Raw genomic sequence first — 17,892 nt, forward strand, 5'->3', positions numbered from 1 at the left:
ATCCAAAGGCAGATATACTGATTTTAGAAAAAAAATAAATATGTGTCAATGAAATCGTTTTTGTCAATTTTTGCCATTTTCTTTGCAATTATGCCTCTTCAAGGGCAAATCCTTTCCGGTAAAGTGAGTGCCACTGACGGAAATCCAATTGCTTATGCCACTATCTACATTCACGAAACCTCTTCCGGTGTAATTACGGATGGCAACGGAGTCTTTCAAAGCCATCTTTCGCCTGGAACGTACACTGTCGAAGCTCGTTTCTTGGGATATGAAACGCAAATTCAAAAGGTGGAAGTGACTGCTTCAGGTGCAAATGTAAAATTCATATTAGCTGAAAAAATTCAGCCTTTGCAAGAGGTAACCGTACGACCATCCAAAGAAGACCCGGCCTACGATGTGATGCGGCACGCCATTGCCCGGGCACCTTACCATCTCTATCAGGTGGAATCATACACCTGCGATAATTACCTCAAGGGGAGCGCGAAGATCGATCATCTTCCGGCTTTAGTGAAGATGATGATTAAAGATCAAAAGCTAAAATCGATGGTAGGGCATTTGTTCGTACTTGAATCGCATAACGAAATTACCTATCGGGCGCCTTCGGGCTATGTGCAACGGGTGTTAGCATACAAAAGCTCCATCCCGAAAGAAATTGAGCCGAAAGGGGGCATTCGTGCCGTGACGTCTAATATTTATTCGCCTAAATTCGGCGATTGTGTTTCTCCTCTTTCTCCGCAGGCTTTTCAATACTACAGGTTCCGACTTGCCGAAATTTATCCAAGCGGAAAATATCAAATAAACAAGGTGATGGTAACGCCGAAGCTTCGGAATGCCGCGCTTTATTCCGGCTATATCTACATTGTGGATGGAGACTGGAGCGTTTTTGCTCTCGATTTGTCGGTGACAGAAGCCGGATCGACCGAGTACGATAAAATCAATTATCAGGAGTTGCAGCCGGGTGTGTTTTTGCCGATCACCTACAGCATCAATACAAATATAGGAACGATGGGAATTACCGGTTTCGCCCGTTTCTATTCTTCGATCAAATATAAAAGTATTCGTGTAAGCACTTCGGCGAAACAACCTGCTACGAAAGTTCAAACGGTAACAGAGCCAAATTTACGTTCGAAAAATCAGCAGAAAGCAGAAGCGGAGATGGCGAGGCTGTCGGCCAAAGAAAAGTTCACAACCGCCGATGCCTTGCGCATGGCTCGCCTTTCTACTCAAATGCTCGAGCCTGCTGACGGTAATAAGAAACGCAAAAACCTGGAGATTCGCGATACCTCGATGGTAAAAATGCAGGTGGACTCGTTGGCGAACCTTCGCGATTCGGCTTATTGGGAATCGGTGCGCAAAGTTCCGCTTCTGGCTGACGAAATCCGGAGTTTTCAGCGGGTCGATTCTATTCCAGTTTCCAAATCACTGAAGGCAACCGAAAACGGACTCGAATACACACTGGATGATAGCATGCGGAAAGGCAATTTGTTGAAAGGAGGGCGTTTGTCATTAGGGGATTCGCTCTATTTTAGGTATAGCGGTTTGGTGAGAGGAGTTGTGAAGGAGTATAATTTTGTCGACGGCTGGTGGTTGGGTCAACGATTGTCTTTGTCGATGCCCTTCACGAAAACGAGTCGCCTGACATTGATTCCATGGGCTTACTATGTTACCGGAAGAAAGACCGTCAACTGGAATACGGAAGCCAAATTGAACTATCTCCCACTTTCAAATGGATTGTTTTCCATTTCGGGAGGAAGTTCTTCTACCGATATGCAGGGCGATAAAGGAACTGGTCGTGATCTGAATGCCTATACATCCTTTACAGCGGGTAATAACGTGATTCGTTTTTACAAAAGCAATTCGGTAAAGATTGCCAACTCCATTGATATTGCCAACGGCTTCATTTTAGCTCTGGGCGCAGGTTACGAAAACCGGATGTTACTTGCTAACAGTACCACTTTTCATCTTTGGGGAAAAGAACCTCGCCCCAATGTACCTGATGATATTTATGCTGCCTCTTTTCCGCAACACACGGCCACTACCGCATGGGTCGGGCAGACATATACACCTTTTATGCACTACCGGATTGTGAAGGGAAAGAAATTGTATACCGGTTCGGACTATCCTACTTTTAATGCTTTATATCAAACCGCTTTTCGGATGAGTAATAAATCGGAACAGTCCGATTACAAGCGTGTGGTGTTCGGTATCAATCAGACTGTAAAACTCGATATTTGGAGCGTTTTGAAATATTCGGTGTCTGCAGGAAGTTTCCTGTCTGATCAACGGTTGTATGCCCCCGATTATTACTATTTCAGAACGAGTCCGCTATACGTAACATACAACTCGTTCGATAATAGTTTTGTGCTATTGCCCAATTACAGTTTTTCGACCGGTAAATGGGCGGAAGTGCATCTGAGCTGGCAGTCCGATTACCTTTTGCTGAAACGGCTTCCTTTTATGCAACGGTATATTTTCAATGAAGCATTACATTTGAAATGTCTTTATGAGAATGGATCGTCAAGGCCATACTATGAAGCAGGCTACACCATCGGTTTGATGGATTTAATGCGGGGCGGTATCTTTACTTCTTTTAGAGGAAAAGAGTTTCAACGAGCAGGAATACGCATCAGTGTGCCGCTATCGGCTTTGATGCTAGGGAGATAAGAACAATGCTGGTTGTAAAAGTTTTTATGTTGTTGTATAATAGTATGATAGGTTGAAAAAACGATAAGTCGTTTTTTTTCGGCTTATTTTCTCACGCAAAGTCGCAGAGACGCAAAGTGCGCATAAATAATTGACACACAAATATTATAACTGAAGACGCTATAAAGAAAAACTGAAAGTTTTTCTTTATGCCTTTGCGGCTTTGCGTGAAAAATATGTTTTATAACGAACCATTGCAATAAATGACGAAGATAAATTTGGCTGAAATATGAAGATTACGACACTGATTGAAAATACAAAACCCGAAGGAACTCCGTTTGCTATCGGGTATGGATTGGGTTTGTACGTGGAAACAGGCGGACTAAAACTGCTGTTTGACAATGGCCCTGACGATTCGTTTGTGGAGAATGCCGCTTTGCTGGGCATTGATCTGGCAGAGATCGATCTTTACGTGCTGTCACATGCTCATTACGATCATGGTGGCGGATTGTGTACTTTTCTTTCGATGAATAGCAAAGCGACGGTGTGGCTCTCCGAATTTGCTTCCGATCAATGTTATTCGGTCGGTCGTACACCTGAACCTCGTTATATCGGTATCGATTCGAAACTGTTTGAAGAGTATGGAGAGCGACTCCGCTTTGTCGAAAACGAAGTTGCAGTCAATGATTCTATCCGTCTTTTTTCGGTCAACGATTTCAATACCTTCCGACCGAGGTTCAATTCGTTGCTCTATACCAAACGAAGCGGTGGGATGATGCGCGACGATTTCCGGCACGAACTGGTGATGGCAATTACCGAGAACGGGAGGAACACGATTTTTACCGGTTGTGCCCATAGCGGCATTCTCAACATGGTGCGGACGGTACAGGAAAAGATGCCTGATACTCCGGTTCATGCGGTAGTGGGAGGTTTCCATCTGTTGAATACGGCTACAAAATCGCTCGGAGAAGCACCCGAAACCGTACGGCAATTGGCAGAAGAGCTGTACAAAACCGGAGTCGATAAAATATTGACGGGTCATTGTACCGGAACGGAAGGATTCGAATTGTTGAAAGCGGTGTTGGGCGATAAAATAGAGGCATTGTCGACGGGGAAAATTTTTGAAATATAGTCAGGATTGCCCTAATTACGGATCTTTTGGCCGGGTTAGGATAACGGAAAATTCGTATCTTTGCGTAAAAATATGCAAATATGGCGAAGAACCGGCTTAAGCAACAGATTTGTCCTAACTGTGACTACGAATTTGACGAAACCGACAACTTTTGTCCCAACTGCGGACAGGAAAACCACACGCACAAACTACCGGTAAAACATTTTGTGATGGAATACCTCGAAAGTGCATTCCATTTCGACACAAAAATGGTGGCTACTTTGCGCGATTTGTTGGTTCATCCCGGTCGAATTACCACCAACTACAACCAAAATAAACGGGCGCGCTACGTTCCGCCGATGCGTCTCTACATTTTTATCAGTTTCATCTTTTTCTTTTTGTTGGCAGTGTTGCCTGAGGGTCCAAAAACCGTTAGCAAACCCAATAAGCAGGAGCAATCAAAGGTCAAAATCAACGATTGGAATTTTGCATCATCACACGAGTTGGTGGAAGATAGTGTCGACTCGACCGATGCCATGGATAAAGCACTTTCTCCTTACGTCGGTCATCAGCAAAATACCCAAACCAAAGCGCTTTTCGATTCGATACGGCATACTCCCGAACCCGATAACGAACTGATCGATGAGTATCTGGCTGCGTCTAAACGGGATGTCACCTGGTATAACCGCAATTTTCAACGCAATCTGGTCAAGCTCAATACCGGACATTTTTCTTTCGAAGAAATCAAACACAAGCTACAGAAGGCAATATCCACTCTGATGTTTTTCCTGATGCCACTTTTTGCCCTCTTCTTGTGGCTGCTTTTTCGGCGGAGCAAAATGTACTACACCGAGCATCTCGTTTTTTCTATCCATATTCATTGTGTCATCTTTTTTGTGCTGACTTTGTACATCCTTTTATCGGCATTGTTTTCCGTTTCGTTATGGTGGCCATTTTTAATTACGCTGGTATATGGCTGGTTGTGTGCCCGTAACGTTTACGGAACGGGATGGGTCAGAACTACAAGCAAGGTGTTGAGTGCCGGGTTCCTTTATTCCGTTGCATTGCTGGTTGTCGTGATTTTTGGCATAGTAATCAGCTTTATTTAACATTTATGTATCCCTTTAAATGGGGATACCCTGTTTGCTGATTTTTCTGTTTCTTTGCATATAAATTCACTGTTAAGTAAGTTACAGGCTAATGAAAAGGATGATTGGAGTTATCGGTTTGAATTATAAATCTGCTCCTGTGCAAGTCAGGGAAACGGTATCGTTTACCGAAGAGGAGATTGAAGAATTTGTTAAGAACCTGAAGAAAACCGAACCTTTTGCAGGAATTATTGTTTTATCGACCTGTAACCGCGTTGAAATATATTACCACTTCAAAAATATCCAGCCGTCAGAAGGGTGCGAACTCCTTTTTAACCGCCTTTTTGAGTTCAAAAAGCTGGATTCTTCCGTCAGAAAACATTTCTATCACTATAGCGGTACCGAAACCGTAAAACATATCTTTACGGTGGCTTCGGGCATTGATTCGATGGTATTGGGTGAAGACCAAATTGTCGGTCAGATCAAAAGTGCCTACACCATCAGCGAACGTACCCATTGTGCAGGTCCGGTACTGACACGCCTGTTTAACAGTGCGTTGAATGCTGGGAAAAGAGTGCGCACAGAAACGCATATCAACGAAGGATACGCTTCGGTCAGTTCGGCTGCCGTTTCGCTGGCTACCAGACAATATAACGATATTGATTCTCGCTCCGTTTTGCTGATCGGTGCAGGACAAACCGGCCGTCTGTCGATGATGAGTCTGGTGGAAAAAGGGTGCAAAAATCTTTTTGTTATCAACCGCACTTATACCAAAGCCGAAGAGCTGGCTGCCGAGTTCCATGCAACCGCCGTTCCGTTGAATAAAATGAAGGAATACGTGGTCAAATGTGATATTATCATGCTGGCGACTACTTCTACGACTCCGCTCATCACTGCCAAAATGATAGAAGAGGTGATGCCTCTGAGAAATAACCGTCCGGTTACCATCTTCGACCTTTCGGTGCCGCGCAATGTGTCGCAAGAGGTAGGCGATATGGAACATGTAACCCTTTACGATGTAGATGATACCGAGGTGGTGATTAACGAAACGCTTGAAAAACGGAAAGCCGAAATCATTAAAGCGCAGGAAATTATTGCCACATTGGTGAGTGAATTTATGGACTGGCTTGACCTGTTGAGCCTTTCGCCGACTATTCGCCGCATCAAGGAGAACTTTCGCCAGATTCACGATTCCGAATTCAGGAGCTATCAGAAATGTATGAACGAATCGGAGATCAGGATGGTCGATTACTACGGTTCGCACATGGTCGACAAATTCTCCGGACTGATCATTAAAAACCTCAAGGAACTTACCGATAACGGCAAGAATACCGAACACATACAACTGTTGGACAGCCTTTTTGAACTAATCGCAGCAAATGAAAAATAATATCGTCAGGATAGGAACCCGCGGAAGCGCTCTGGCACTTTATCAGGCCAATCAGGTGAAATTGAGCATCGAAACCAATTTTCCGGATGTGCAGGCCGAAATTGTGATTATCCACACCAAAGGCGATAAAATTCTGGATGTAGCTCTTTCGAAAATTGGCGATAAAGGATTGTTTACCAAAGAACTGGAGGTCGCTTTGTTGAGCAACGAAGTGGATATGGCGGTTCACAGCCTCAAAGACCTTCCCACGTTTTTTCCCGAAGGATTGCAACTGGGTGCAGTACTTCCAAGAGCCGAAGTGCGCGATGCCTTAGTGAGCAAAAACGGAAAAACCCTGAAAGAGCTTGGCGCCGACGACGTGATTGCCACTTCCAGTCTGCGCCGCAAAGCTCAACTGTTAGCTTATAATCCTGAATTTCAGATTGTCGATATACGCGGAAATGTCAATACCCGCCTTAGCAAAATGGATAACGGTTATTGCGACGCGATGATTATGGCGGCAGCAGGTCTGCAACGCTTGAATCTTGACGAGAGAATCACCGAAATTATCGATCCTGAAAATATTATACCGGCTGTCAGTCAGGGAATTATTGCTATAGAAACCCGTTCGGATGACGAGCGCGTTGCAGCCGTAATGAGCGGCATCAATCATCAGCCAACCTTGCAGGTTGCTATTGCCGAAAGAGCTTTTCTCAAAGCAATGGACGGTGGTTGTCAGGTCCCTATAGGCTGTTATTCGGAAGTTTCGGGAGATGTAATTGTTTTCACGGGCTTTGTTTCCGATCTGAAAGGAGAGAAAACCATCCGGCTGTCGAAAAAAGGGCAGTTGAACGATGCACGGGCAATTGCGCTTGAAATCTCGGCTCAGATGGCAGAGCAGGGAGCAAAAGAGATACTCGACGAGATCAGAAAGAACAGTTGCATCTAACTTAAAAACGGACGGATGCTGAACGGGAAGATTATCATCAACACCAGGCCGGAAGCTTCCGACGATCAGATTGCCGAAGCTTTGTGCCAACTGAATGCCACGGTTGTGCCGATGCCGCTGATTGAAATTACACCGATTGCAATCGATAAGGTTTTACTAAATCGAATAATGCAAGACGGAGCTTTTCAATGGCTGATTTTTACCAGTAAAAACGGAGTGGACGGCTTTTTTGACCAACTCTCCAAGCCGGAAAAATTGCCTTTCAGGATAGCAGCTTACGGACTTCGAACCGCCGAAGCGTTGGAACAGCAGGGATATTCGGCGGATCTGGTCAATCAGGGAAATACCGGTGCAGAGCTACTCGATGATCTGATTCCGTTGCTTCAGAAAGCAGACAAGGTGCTGATTGTTACCGGAAACCTGGCTCCTGATGTTTTGCAAAACCGCTTGAATGAGTTAGTGACGGCGGAACGTCTGGATGTGTATCACACGCAGTTTGTAACCGAGGTTTCTAAAAAAACAGTGCAACGCATTGCCGCTGGAAAGTACGACCTGATTTTGTTTACCAGTCCTTCGGGTGTAAAGAGTTTTGTGCATCACACTCAAAATAAAATTGATTTGAACTGCGTGAAAGCCGCCTCTATCGGACCTTCTACCACGAAAGCCTTGCTTGAAGCCGGTATTCATCCCTGTGTCGAAGCAACCACGTCGGGCAAAACAGGCCTGATAACCGCGATTGAAAATTATTTTGCTGCCGAACGACAGCTTTAACGATATTGAGAACATTAAAAACAAAGAAATTATGGCCTTTCCGCAAACACGCCTCAGAAGAATGAGACGTACTGAAATAATCCGTAATATGGTTCGCGAAACCAAAGTGTCGGTGGATGATCTGATCATGCCGCTGTTTGTATGCCCGGGTAAAAATGTAAGCAATCCGATTACATCTATGCCGGGTAACTCTCAACTCTCTGTCGATTTGCTGGTGGAAGAGTGTAAAAAACTGGTGGCTTTGGGCATTAAATCCGTATTGTTGTTCGGTATTCCCGAGCACAAGGATGAGCACGGACTGGTTGCCTGCGAACACAACGGAATTGTTCAACAGGCCATTCGTGCTATCAAGGCCGAGATCAGCGACATTATGATTGTGGCTGATGTTTGCAATTGCGAGTATACCACTCATGGTCACTGCGGGACCATTGTCGATGGCGACGTTCATAACGATTTGACCCTCGAAACGCTGGCCAAACAGTCGGTTTCATTGGCCGAAGCGGGCGCCGACATTATTGCTCCGAGCGATATGATGGACGGACGTGTGGGTAAAATTCGTGAAGAGCTGGATAAAAACGGTTTTTACAATGTGCCCATCATGGCTTACTCCGCCAAATATGCTTCTGCTTTTTACGGACCTTTCCGCGAAGCTGCCGAAAGCGCTCCGAAATTCGGTAACCGTGCCACCTATCAGATGGATCCGGCTAACTCGAACGAGGCTTTGCGCGAAGTGGAACAGGACATCATCGAAGGCGCCGACATGGTGATGGTAAAACCGGCATTGAGTTATCTTGATGTGATTCGTCGTGTGAAAGATACGTTCAATATGCCTATCGTGGCTTATAATGTGAGCGGCGAATTTTCGATGGTAAAAGCAGCTGCTGCTAACGGTTGGATTGATGAAGAACGTATTGTAAAAGAGATTCTTACCTCTATCAAAAGAGCAGGTGCCGACATCATCATCACTTACCATGCGGCTCAAATGGCCGAAATTCTGAAACGCGAAAACAAATAATTCACCGATATTCAATGAACTACGAAAAAAGTACAGCGGCTTTTGCTAAGGCGAAGGAGGTAATTCCCGGAGGGGTTAACTCTCCTGTACGGGCTTTCAAAAGTGTCGGCATCAATCCGGTCATCATTGAAAGCGCCAAAGGATGTCGCATCAAAGATATCGACGGCAACGAATACATCGACTTCGTATCGTCGTGGGGACCGCTGATTCTCGGTCATGCCAACGAAACCATTCTGGAGGCCATCACCAAAACGGCACAGAAAGGTACCAGTTTCGGGGCACCGACGTTACTCGAAACCGAAATGGCGGAACTGATTGTAAAAATGGTTCCTTCCGTTGAAAAAGTGCGGATGGTCAATTCGGGGACGGAAGCTACCATGAGCGCTTTGCGTCTGGCTCGCGGCTATACTCAACGCAACAAAATCATCAAGTTTGCCGGTAATTATCACGGTCATGCCGACAGCTTTTTGATAAAAGCCGGTTCTGGTGCCATTACGCTGGGTTTGCCCGACAGCCCGGGCGTGACAGCTGCCATTGCTCAGGATACGCTGGTGGCTACTTACAACGACCTTGCTTCTGTTGAAAAGCTTTTCGTGGAACAGGGCAACGATATTGCTGCTGTGATTGTGGAGCCGGTTGCCGGTAATATGGGTGTCGTTCCTCCGGCAAAGGAATTTCTCGAAGGTCTCCGCAAGTTGACCACTCAATACGGCGCTGTACTTATTTTCGATGAAGTGATCACCGGTTTTCGTTTGGCAAAAGGCGGTGCGCAGGAATATTTCGGCGTCACTCCCGATCTGACCACGCTGGGCAAAATTATCGGTGGCGGTCTGCCGGTAGGTGCTTATGGAGGCAAGAGAGAGATTATGGATATGCTGGCTCCCAACGGACCGGTTTATCAGGCTGGAACTCTGTCTGGAAATCCGTTGGCAATGGCGGCCGGTCTTGCCATGCTGAAAACGTTGAACGAAACTCCGGGCTTTTACGACGAACTGGAACGCAAAGCCAAACGTCTGGAAGAAGGTCTGAAAGCCAATCTGGAGAAAACGGGCGTCAAAGGTATTGTTAATCGGGTAGGTTCGCTGATGACGCTCTTCTTTACGGATAGTGCTCAGGTGACCTCATTCGACGAAGCAATGACTTCGGATACGAAGAAATATGCCGACTATTTCAAGACTTCGCTCGATAGCGGAATCTATCAGGCGCCGTCACAATTCGAGGCCATGTTTATTTCTCAGGCACATAGCGACGAAGATATCGATTGCTGTATTGCGGCCAGCCTTGAAGCAATGAAGGAGCTGGTGTAGTTGCTTTTACGCAAAGTCGCGAAGTCGCGAAGAAAAATGAGAGTTTTTTAGCGTCATGGCGTCTTAGCGTACAATTCACTCCAATTCAACGAAGGCATTAACTGTTTACAAATTATTCATTATCAAAGCAACTATTCTGCAATATGTCCAATATTTTCTTAGATACAATCCACGGCATAAAGCGTGAACGTCCACCGGTGTGGTTTATGCGTCAGGCGGGGAGAGTTATTCCCGAGTACCTGAAGATGAGGGAGAAATACAGTTTTCACGAATTGATGAACACTCCGGAGTTGGCCGCTCAGGTCACGCTTCAACCGGTTCATCGTTTGGGTGTGGATGCAGCCATTTTGTTCTCCGATATTCTGGTCATTCCCGAAGCAATGGGCATGAAACTGGAATTTACCGATCATGGGCCACGTTTCGAAACGCCTTTGAAAGATGTGAAAGACCCGGTGTCGTCTTTGTATGCCGATCCATCTAAGTTACAGCATGTGTACGACGCTATTGACGTGATAATGGCCATCCGTCCTGCCGATACACCATTGATCGGTTTTTGCGGTGCTCCGCTCACCACGCTATTTTACATGGTGCAGGGCATCAGTTCCAACCACCAGTTTCCGGCTGCTGCCGACATGATTTATCGCGACCGGGCGACAACCGAAAAATTGCTTTCGGCCATCACTAATCTTTCAATCGAGTATGCGTTGAATCAGGTGAAGCACGGCATCAGTGCATTTCAACTATTCGATACCCACGCCGGCATGTTGCCTTATCCGCTTTACAACGAGGTGGTTTTGCCATACGTACGGAAAATTCTGAAGGCGGTTCAGGCTACCGGTACGCCCGTTATCTTTTTCCCGAAAGGATTGGGCAACGGGATGAAAATATTGAAAAACGAAGGATTCGATTTTGTAAGTGTCGATTGGCAGATGTCGATCGAAGACGCGAAGGAGATGGTTGGAGAGCAAATCGGCGTTCAGGGCAATCTGGATCCCCGTGTTTTGGCTGCCGATCAATCCGCCATCAGTCGCGAACTGGAAAAATACCTTACATTCGGCAGTAAAGAGCACAAATGGATTTTCAATCTCGGGCACGGCGTACTGCCGAACACTCCCTTCGAAAATGCCAAATTTGTAGTTGACTGGATCAAGTCGGCCGACTGGAAAAGAGATTAACATCATGCAGATACGTAAAGATTTACTTCTGAAATACAATCAGGCGGGGCCTCGTTATACGAGCTATCCGCCTGCCAATTACTTCCATACCAACATTGGCAATGCGGAGTATCAACAGGCTATTGTGCAGTCGAATAGCGAGCTACCCCAAAATATCTCGCTTTATGTGCATATTCCGTTTTGCCCGCGACTGTGTCATTTTTGCGGTTGCACTACTTCGGGAAGCAGAGACCAAGATCTGTTTCGCAGGTATATTGATGCCGTCAAAAAAGAAATTGAACAGGTGGCCGGCCTGATCGACAAAAACCGGAAGGTGTCGCAGGTGCATTGGGGTGGGGGAACGCCCAACTCTATTCCGATGGAAATGGTGCAGGAGGTGATGGATTTGTTTCGGGCTAACTTTACGTTCGAAGCACATCCCGAAATTGCCATGGAGTGCAGTCCGGCTTATCTGGAATTGGAAGATATCGATCGCCTGGCTTCTTTCGGATTCAATCGGCTGAGTCTTGGAATTCAGGATTTTGATGCAAATGTTTTGAAGATCGTTAACCGTGAACCGTCAAAATATCCGGTGGAGGAGCTGGTTGCCCGAATGAAACAAAACGGTTTCGACAGCGTCAATCTTGATCTGATTTACGGGCTGCCGGGACAAACGGTAGATAGTTTCCGTAAAAGCATCGAAAAAGCGATTGAAATCAGTCCCGACCGCCTGGTAACCTTTTCCTACGCACATGTTCCCTGGGTGAAAAGTGCTCAGAAAGTGCTTGAAAAAACAGGTATTCCCAACGCTTCTGAAAAGCTGGCGCTGATGGAAATGGCCTACGATTTGCTGACCGAGAACGGTTATGTTCCCATCGGTATGGATCATTATGCCAAACCGGAAGATGAACTGACGAAAGCGCTCGTAAACAAAAAACTGCACCGTAATTTCCAGGGATATTGCACCCGCGAAACCACCGGTCAGGTTTACGGTTTCGGCTCTTCGGCTATCACCCAGTTGGAAAATGGTTATTACCAAAATACGAAAGTCATTGAAACATACATCGAAAGTGTGAACAATAGCGGCTTGGCGTTGGAAAGAGGATATCAGCTGACGGAAAACGAAAAGATTATCCGCACCGTGATCGAAGAGGTGATGTGTAACCTCTTCCTCGATTTCGAAGCGGTAGCTCAGACCTACAAAACGGATGTTGAAACCATCAAGCAGGTTGTCGGATATGATGCAGCCAAATTAACGCCTTTCATTGAGGATTCGCTTCTGGAAATTCAGGGCAATCAGCTTCGCATTCACGACGACGGTTCTTTGGTAGTCCGCAATATTGCCATGACTTTCGACCCGCAGCTTTCTGTAAAAGAAAATACTTATTCAAAAACGATATAATGCAACAGACTGATATAATTGTAATTGGCGCCGGACTTACAGGACTTACCTGCGCTCACCATCTGGCAAAAAAGAATCGGAACTTTATAGTAGTCGAAACACAGAATCATGTCGGTGGTGTGATCAATACGGTAAAAGAAGATGGCTTTGTTTACGAAACAGGACCTAATACCGGTGTGATTTCTCATCCAGAGGTGGCCGATCTTTTTGAAGACCTGAAAGATAAGATGACCTACGAGGTGGCTGACGAATCGGCTAAGAAACGTTATGTGCTCAAAAAAGGCAAATGGGTTGCGCTGCCTTCGGGTTTGGTCGGAGGAGTTACTACCCCTTTGTTCACCTGGTTCGATAAATTCCGTCTGTTGGGCGAACCGTTCCGCAAGCCGGGTACCAATCCCGAAGAAACGCTTGCCGAAATGGTAAAACGCCGCATGGGGAAATCTTTTTTGAATTATGCCGTCGATCCTTTTGTTATGGGAGTTTATGCAGGAGATCCTGCCCAATTGGTGACTAAATATGCTCTGCCGAAACTTTACAACTTAGAACAGAATTACGGCAGCTTTATCGGAGGATCTGTAAAAAAGATGCGAGAGCCGAAAGATCCCGAGATGAAGAAGGCGACCAAGAAGATCTTTTCCGTGAAAGGAGGATTGTCCAATTTTATGGAAGCCCTTCAAACTTCAATCGGTAAAGAACGAATTTTGCTTGGATTACAAAACATTACCGTAGAAAAGAACGACGACGGTTATCTCCTGAAAGCAACTAATGCCGGAGGTGATCCCGTTGAAATACAGGCAAAACAAGTGGTTAGTACCGCAGGTGCTTACGCTTTGCCGGAACTTTTTCCATTTTTACCGGCTCAGCAGGTCGATAAAATCAAAAACCTGCATTACACACGGGTTGTAGAAGTGGCGCTTGGTTTCAAACAGTGGAAAGGTCGTCCCCTCGATGCTTTTGGCGCATTGATCCCGTTCTGCGAGAAACGCGACATTCTCGGCATCATGTTCATGTCGACGTTGTTTGAAAACCGAGCACCGAAAGAGGGAGCGTTGGTTACCATCTTTATCGGAGGCGTACGCCGTCAGGAGTTGTGCGATCTGGATGATAACGCGATCCGCGAACTGGTGGCACGCGAAGCCAAAGACCTGCTGGAGCTTGATGATTTCAATCCTGATCTTTTCAAAATTATGCGTCATTCGCACGCCATTCCGCAATACCGGGCCGACAGCAAAGAGCGCTTTGAGGCAATCGAACAAATCGAAGCGCAGTATTCAGGTCTCATTCTGGCAGGGAACCTCCGTAATGGTATCGGCATGGCCGATCGCATTAAACAAGGAAAAACGATAGCAGAAATGTTGTAAAATGCGTGAGCTGTCAATTTGAAAGAAAAAATCCATCGGGATGGCTATGAGGTCTGATTTCCGATGGATTTTTCTTTTGTATTTGCATGAAAAATACCAATTTGCTATTTTATTAATATTGAGAGGAACTGTTTTTGGTTTGTAATGTATTGAAAAACAGATGAAAGAAATAGTAAGTCTGTAATGTCACAAAAAAACAAAACGGGAAACCTTCTGAAAGAAAAAGAATTACCTTTGCAACGAAATTTTAAAACTCACCAATTATGGATGATGGTCCGGCGAATAGTACAAAAGTATTAACCTGCGATTAGCGGGAAGGCCGGTTCATGCCTTCCTTCGACACCGCACAAAGAAGGAGGGTTTCATGACTTCTTTAACAACATTTTATCTCAGCCGCTTAATAGGCTGTACAATTTTCGATGCCCGTGAAAATGTTTTGGGCAAAATCACTGACGTATATGTACGCGTTCCGGTTGTTGATCCCGATAGCGACGAATCACAACGCCCTCAGGTAGTTGGGTTTACCGTGAAAGTGGATGGCAAAAAGAAAGATGCCATTCTCAACGACCTGCAAATTGTAAAATTTGGGATACGCTACAAGGTACAATGTCAGTCAATGATTTACGTGCAATCCGATCAGTTTTCGGATGCAATTCTGTTGAAAGACAGTATTCTTGATAAGCAAATCGTGGATATTACCGGCCGTAAACTGGTTCGGGTCAATGATATTCGTATGGTTGCCATTCCGGCCGGAGTCTACGTCGTGGCCGTAGATGTGGGCACAGAAGGTTTGCTTCGCCGGATCGGCATCGATCAGGTAATCAAGTATATTTTGCTGCCTTTTAATGGTCGTATCCCTTCCAAGTTTATTCTCTGGGACGATGTGGAAGCTATTGATTTGAGTACTCTTAGTATTCAGCTTTCTAAATCGCGTTCCAAGCTCAATACGCTTCACCCTTCCGACCTTGCCGATATTATTGAAGACTTGAGCCGCACGTCTAAAACTACTCTTTTCTCTTCTTTAGACGAAGAGCAGGCTGCTGACGTATTGGAAGAACTCGAGGTGAAAGAACAGATTCACATCATCGAGAGTCTTCCGGTAGAAAAAGCTGCCGACGTACTTGAAAAGATGCCGGCTAACGAGGCTGCCGATCTGATGGATTATCTGGAAGACGAAAAAGCCGAACAGTTGCTGCATGAGATGGAGCCTGAAGCTTCAGAAGAGGTGCGCGACTTGCTCGAATATCCGGATAGTACGGTGGGTAGTATTATGACTACCGATGTACTCACTTTCACCGAAGATCAAACAATAGCCGAAGTGCTCGATTTTATTCGTAAAGAAGAGCCTGACATGGAGTCGCTTTATGGACTCTTTGTGTTGGACAAGAAAAACGAGCTGGTAGGAACAATTACGATGCGTGATTTGCTTATCTCCGATCCGGCCGCCCGTCTGGAAGATGTGATGGATGATAACCTCAATTGTGTTAACGACTACGACAAGCTCGATTCTCTTTCGGAACTGGTGTCCAAGTACAACATGCTGGCCATTCCAGTCACCAATGATAAAAACGAGCTTGAAGGTATGGTGGTTGTCGATGATATTATCGACGACTTGCTCGGCAAACGGAGAACAACCTGATCAATTGACAGTTGATAATTGACAATTTATCAATCTGCGATGAGATGGATAATTTGTCACTCCAACGCCTTATTTTCAAATTCTCAAATTTCCACATCTTCAAATTGTGTACTCATGGTTTTCAAAAAATATAATCAGAACTTATACAAAAAGATAGGATTGTTTTTGGCAGTCCTCGGGCCGGGATTGATTACCGGCAGCGTCGATAACGATGCGGGGGGTATTACTACTTATTCGGTCGCCGGCGCTGTGTATGGTTATAACCTTTTATGGACACTGATTCCTTCGTTCATAGTGTTAGTGGTTATTCAGGAAATGAATGCCCGCATGGGAATCGTTACGGGTAAAGGACTGGCTACGCTCATTCGCGAAAATGCCGGTGTGAAAATTACCTTCTTTATTTTCATGGGATTGCTACTGGCTGATATCGGTAATACTACCACCGAATTTGCCGGAGTTGCCGGTAGTCTCGAAGTATTTGGCGTAAGTAAATATATTTCGGTACCGCTGGTGGCGGCTATTGTGTGGATACTGGTAGTGAAAGGTACCTACACCATTGCCGAACGGATTTTCCTGATCTTTAGTGTCTCTCTTTTAACCTATGTGGTTTCGGCTATTTTGGGTCATCCGCATTGGGGAACTATCGGTCACTCTATAGCTCACCCGGAGATGAAAGCCGATAATCAGACACTCACTATGGTGTTGGGCATTGTCGGTACTACCATTGCTCCCTGGATGCAATTTTATATGCAGTCTACCGTAATAGAAAAAGGACTGAAAATTACGCAGTATAAATACGTGTTGGCAGACATTGTGATCGGTTGCATTGCAACGGTGGTGGTGGCTTTCTTTATCATCGTGGCTTGTGCATCTACGCTGCATGTCAACAACGTGGTAATTAATGAGGCCAAAGATGCAGCTATGGCTCTGAAACCTCTGGCAGGCGAATTTGCTTCTCAACTGTTTGCTTTCGGACTCTTTATCGCATCTATCTTTTCGGCAACCATTCTTCCGCTTGCTACTGCATTTTATGTTTGCGAAGCCTTTGGTTTTGAAGCCGGTATCGATAAAAAATGGAATGAAGCGCAGGAGTTTTACACTCTCTATACTGTGATTCTTATTTTGGCAGCAGGCATTATATTATGGCCAAATGCTCCATTGATCGGCATTTCCCTTTGGTCGCAGGTAATTAATGCGATCCTATTGCCGGTTGTTCTTATCTGCATGATTTTGCTGGTGAATAAGAAAAAAATTATGGGCGAGCATACCAATAAACCGGTGGTGAACGCAATAGGCTGGATAACAGTTGGAATTCTCATCGGTTTGTCATTGTTGTTGCTGATTATGCCGATGATTAATAAATAATTGTATCTTTGTGTTGAAATAACAAGCAAATTATTGAATATGAGCAAACTATATATTACGGCGTTCGTCTTGTTTCTGTCTCTGTCTTCTTCAATGTTGGCTCAATCAAAAGCAGATCGGATTGTTGGATACTACCTTACTTACGATGATGAAACTGGTAAGGAAAAATCACAGGTGCAGATTTTCAAGGCTGCTAACGGAAAATATTACGGTCAGATAGTTTGGCTGAAAGTTCCGACTGATAACGGAAAGCAGAAACTGGATGCTAAAAACCCGGATAAGCAATTGCAAGCCAAGCCAATTTTAGGTCTTCAGATGTTGAAGAATTTTGTATATAATGCATCGAAAGACGAATGGAGCGAAGGGTCGATTTATAACCCGGCAAATGGGAAAACGTATAACTGTTTTATGAAATTCGAGAGCGCTTCAAAGTTAAAAATCAGAGGATTTATCGGTTCGTCCTGGATGGGGCTGGGGAAGACAGCATATTGGACAAAAGAAACTACTTCAAGGTAGATAGTTCACCAATAAACATACTTAAGCGACAAATTCTGGTCATTCAGATTTGTCGCTTTTTTTGTGCGAATGTGTGTTGTTGAAAAGTTCTTCTGAATTTTCTTGCTCAGTTGAATCAAATGCACTTTTTCACTTTATATTTGTAGTGTTCTGATTGATAAACAACAATGTCCGTTAATGGCATATTGTAGGATATACAAGC

14 protein-coding genes are annotated in these 17,892 nt (G+C 45.1%); all 14 read left to right on the forward strand.

The genetic code is table 11. The features are described 5' to 3' along the window. Positions 1 to 48 precede the first annotated feature (48 nt). The 14 genes from F8N35_RS02205 to F8N35_RS02270 all read left to right on the forward strand — a co-directional run bounded on the left by F8N35_RS02205 (position 49) and on the right by F8N35_RS02270 (position 17,690). Positions 49 to 2,664: a DUF5686 and carboxypeptidase regulatory-like domain-containing protein gene (locus F8N35_RS02205; protein ID WP_293049714.1), complete on the forward strand. Its 2,616-nt coding sequence runs from the start codon at positions 49 to 51 to the stop codon at positions 2,662 to 2,664. 268 nt (positions 2,665 to 2,932) lie between these two features. Continuing rightward, positions 2,933 to 3,775, forward strand: coding sequence for an MBL fold metallo-hydrolase (locus tag F8N35_RS02210; protein WP_293049715.1), 843 nt, complete (start codon positions 2,933 to 2,935; stop codon positions 3,773 to 3,775). A gap of 80 nt (positions 3,776 to 3,855) precedes the next feature. Further along, complete coding sequence (locus tag F8N35_RS02215) at positions 3,856 to 4,863, forward strand: DUF3667 domain-containing protein (RefSeq protein WP_293049716.1); 1,008 nt, start codon at positions 3,856 to 3,858, stop codon at positions 4,861 to 4,863. A gap of 91 nt (positions 4,864 to 4,954) precedes the next feature. Beyond that, positions 4,955 to 6,232 (forward strand): glutamyl-tRNA reductase, encoded by a 1,278-nt coding sequence (gene hemA / locus F8N35_RS02220; RefSeq protein WP_293049717.1) that lies wholly within the window; start codon positions 4,955 to 4,957, stop codon positions 6,230 to 6,232. Further along, entirely contained in the window at positions 6,222 to 7,160 is a 939-nt protein-coding gene (gene hemC, locus F8N35_RS02225; protein WP_293049718.1) for a hydroxymethylbilane synthase, read from the forward strand. Before hemA ends, hemC begins: the two co-directional genes overlap by 11 nt. A 15-nt stretch (positions 7,161 to 7,175) precedes the next feature. Then, a complete protein-coding gene (locus tag F8N35_RS02230; protein ID WP_293049719.1) occupies positions 7,176 to 7,931 on the forward strand; it encodes a uroporphyrinogen-III synthase in 756 nt (251 codons plus the stop codon). 31 nt (positions 7,932 to 7,962) lie between these two features. After that, on the forward strand, positions 7,963 to 8,946 hold the full coding sequence (hemB, locus tag F8N35_RS02235) for a porphobilinogen synthase (protein ID WP_293049720.1): 984 nt from the start codon (positions 7,963 to 7,965) through the stop codon (positions 8,944 to 8,946). Positions 8,947 to 8,960: 14 nt separating this feature from the next. Beyond that, a complete protein-coding gene (hemL, locus tag F8N35_RS02240) occupies positions 8,961 to 10,253 on the forward strand; it encodes a glutamate-1-semialdehyde 2,1-aminomutase (RefSeq protein WP_293049721.1) in 1,293 nt (430 codons plus the stop codon). Positions 10,254 to 10,396: 143 nt separating this feature from the next. After that, positions 10,397 to 11,428: a uroporphyrinogen decarboxylase gene (gene hemE, locus F8N35_RS02245; protein ID WP_293049722.1), complete on the forward strand. Its 1,032-nt coding sequence runs from the start codon at positions 10,397 to 10,399 to the stop codon at positions 11,426 to 11,428. Positions 11,429 to 11,432: 4 nt separating this feature from the next. Continuing rightward, positions 11,433 to 12,809 (forward strand): oxygen-independent coproporphyrinogen III oxidase, encoded by a 1,377-nt coding sequence (gene hemN, locus F8N35_RS02250; RefSeq protein WP_293049723.1) that lies wholly within the window; start codon positions 11,433 to 11,435, stop codon positions 12,807 to 12,809. Beyond that, positions 12,809 to 14,170 carry a protoporphyrinogen oxidase gene (gene hemG, locus F8N35_RS02255; RefSeq protein WP_293049724.1) on the forward strand — a complete coding sequence of 454 codons (1,362 nt, stop codon included), beginning with the start codon at positions 12,809 to 12,811 and terminating at the stop codon, positions 14,168 to 14,170. Before hemN ends, hemG begins: the two co-directional genes overlap by 1 nt. Before the next feature lie 364 nt (positions 14,171 to 14,534). After that, positions 14,535 to 15,809, forward strand: a complete 1,275-nt coding sequence (locus F8N35_RS02260) for a CBS domain-containing protein (RefSeq protein ID WP_293049725.1) — start codon at positions 14,535 to 14,537, stop codon at positions 15,807 to 15,809. A gap of 114 nt (positions 15,810 to 15,923) precedes the next feature. Beyond that, a complete protein-coding gene (locus tag F8N35_RS02265; protein ID WP_293049726.1) occupies positions 15,924 to 17,174 on the forward strand; it encodes an Nramp family divalent metal transporter in 1,251 nt (416 codons plus the stop codon). A 39-nt stretch (positions 17,175 to 17,213) separates the two neighbouring features. Beyond that, positions 17,214 to 17,690, forward strand: a complete 477-nt coding sequence (locus F8N35_RS02270; RefSeq protein WP_293049727.1) for a DUF2147 domain-containing protein — start codon at positions 17,214 to 17,216, stop codon at positions 17,688 to 17,690. Positions 17,691 to 17,892 lie beyond the last annotated feature (202 nt).

The organism is Paludibacter sp. (assembly GCF_009712605.1).
Lineage (GTDB): Bacteria > Bacteroidota > Bacteroidia > Bacteroidales > Paludibacteraceae > Microbacter.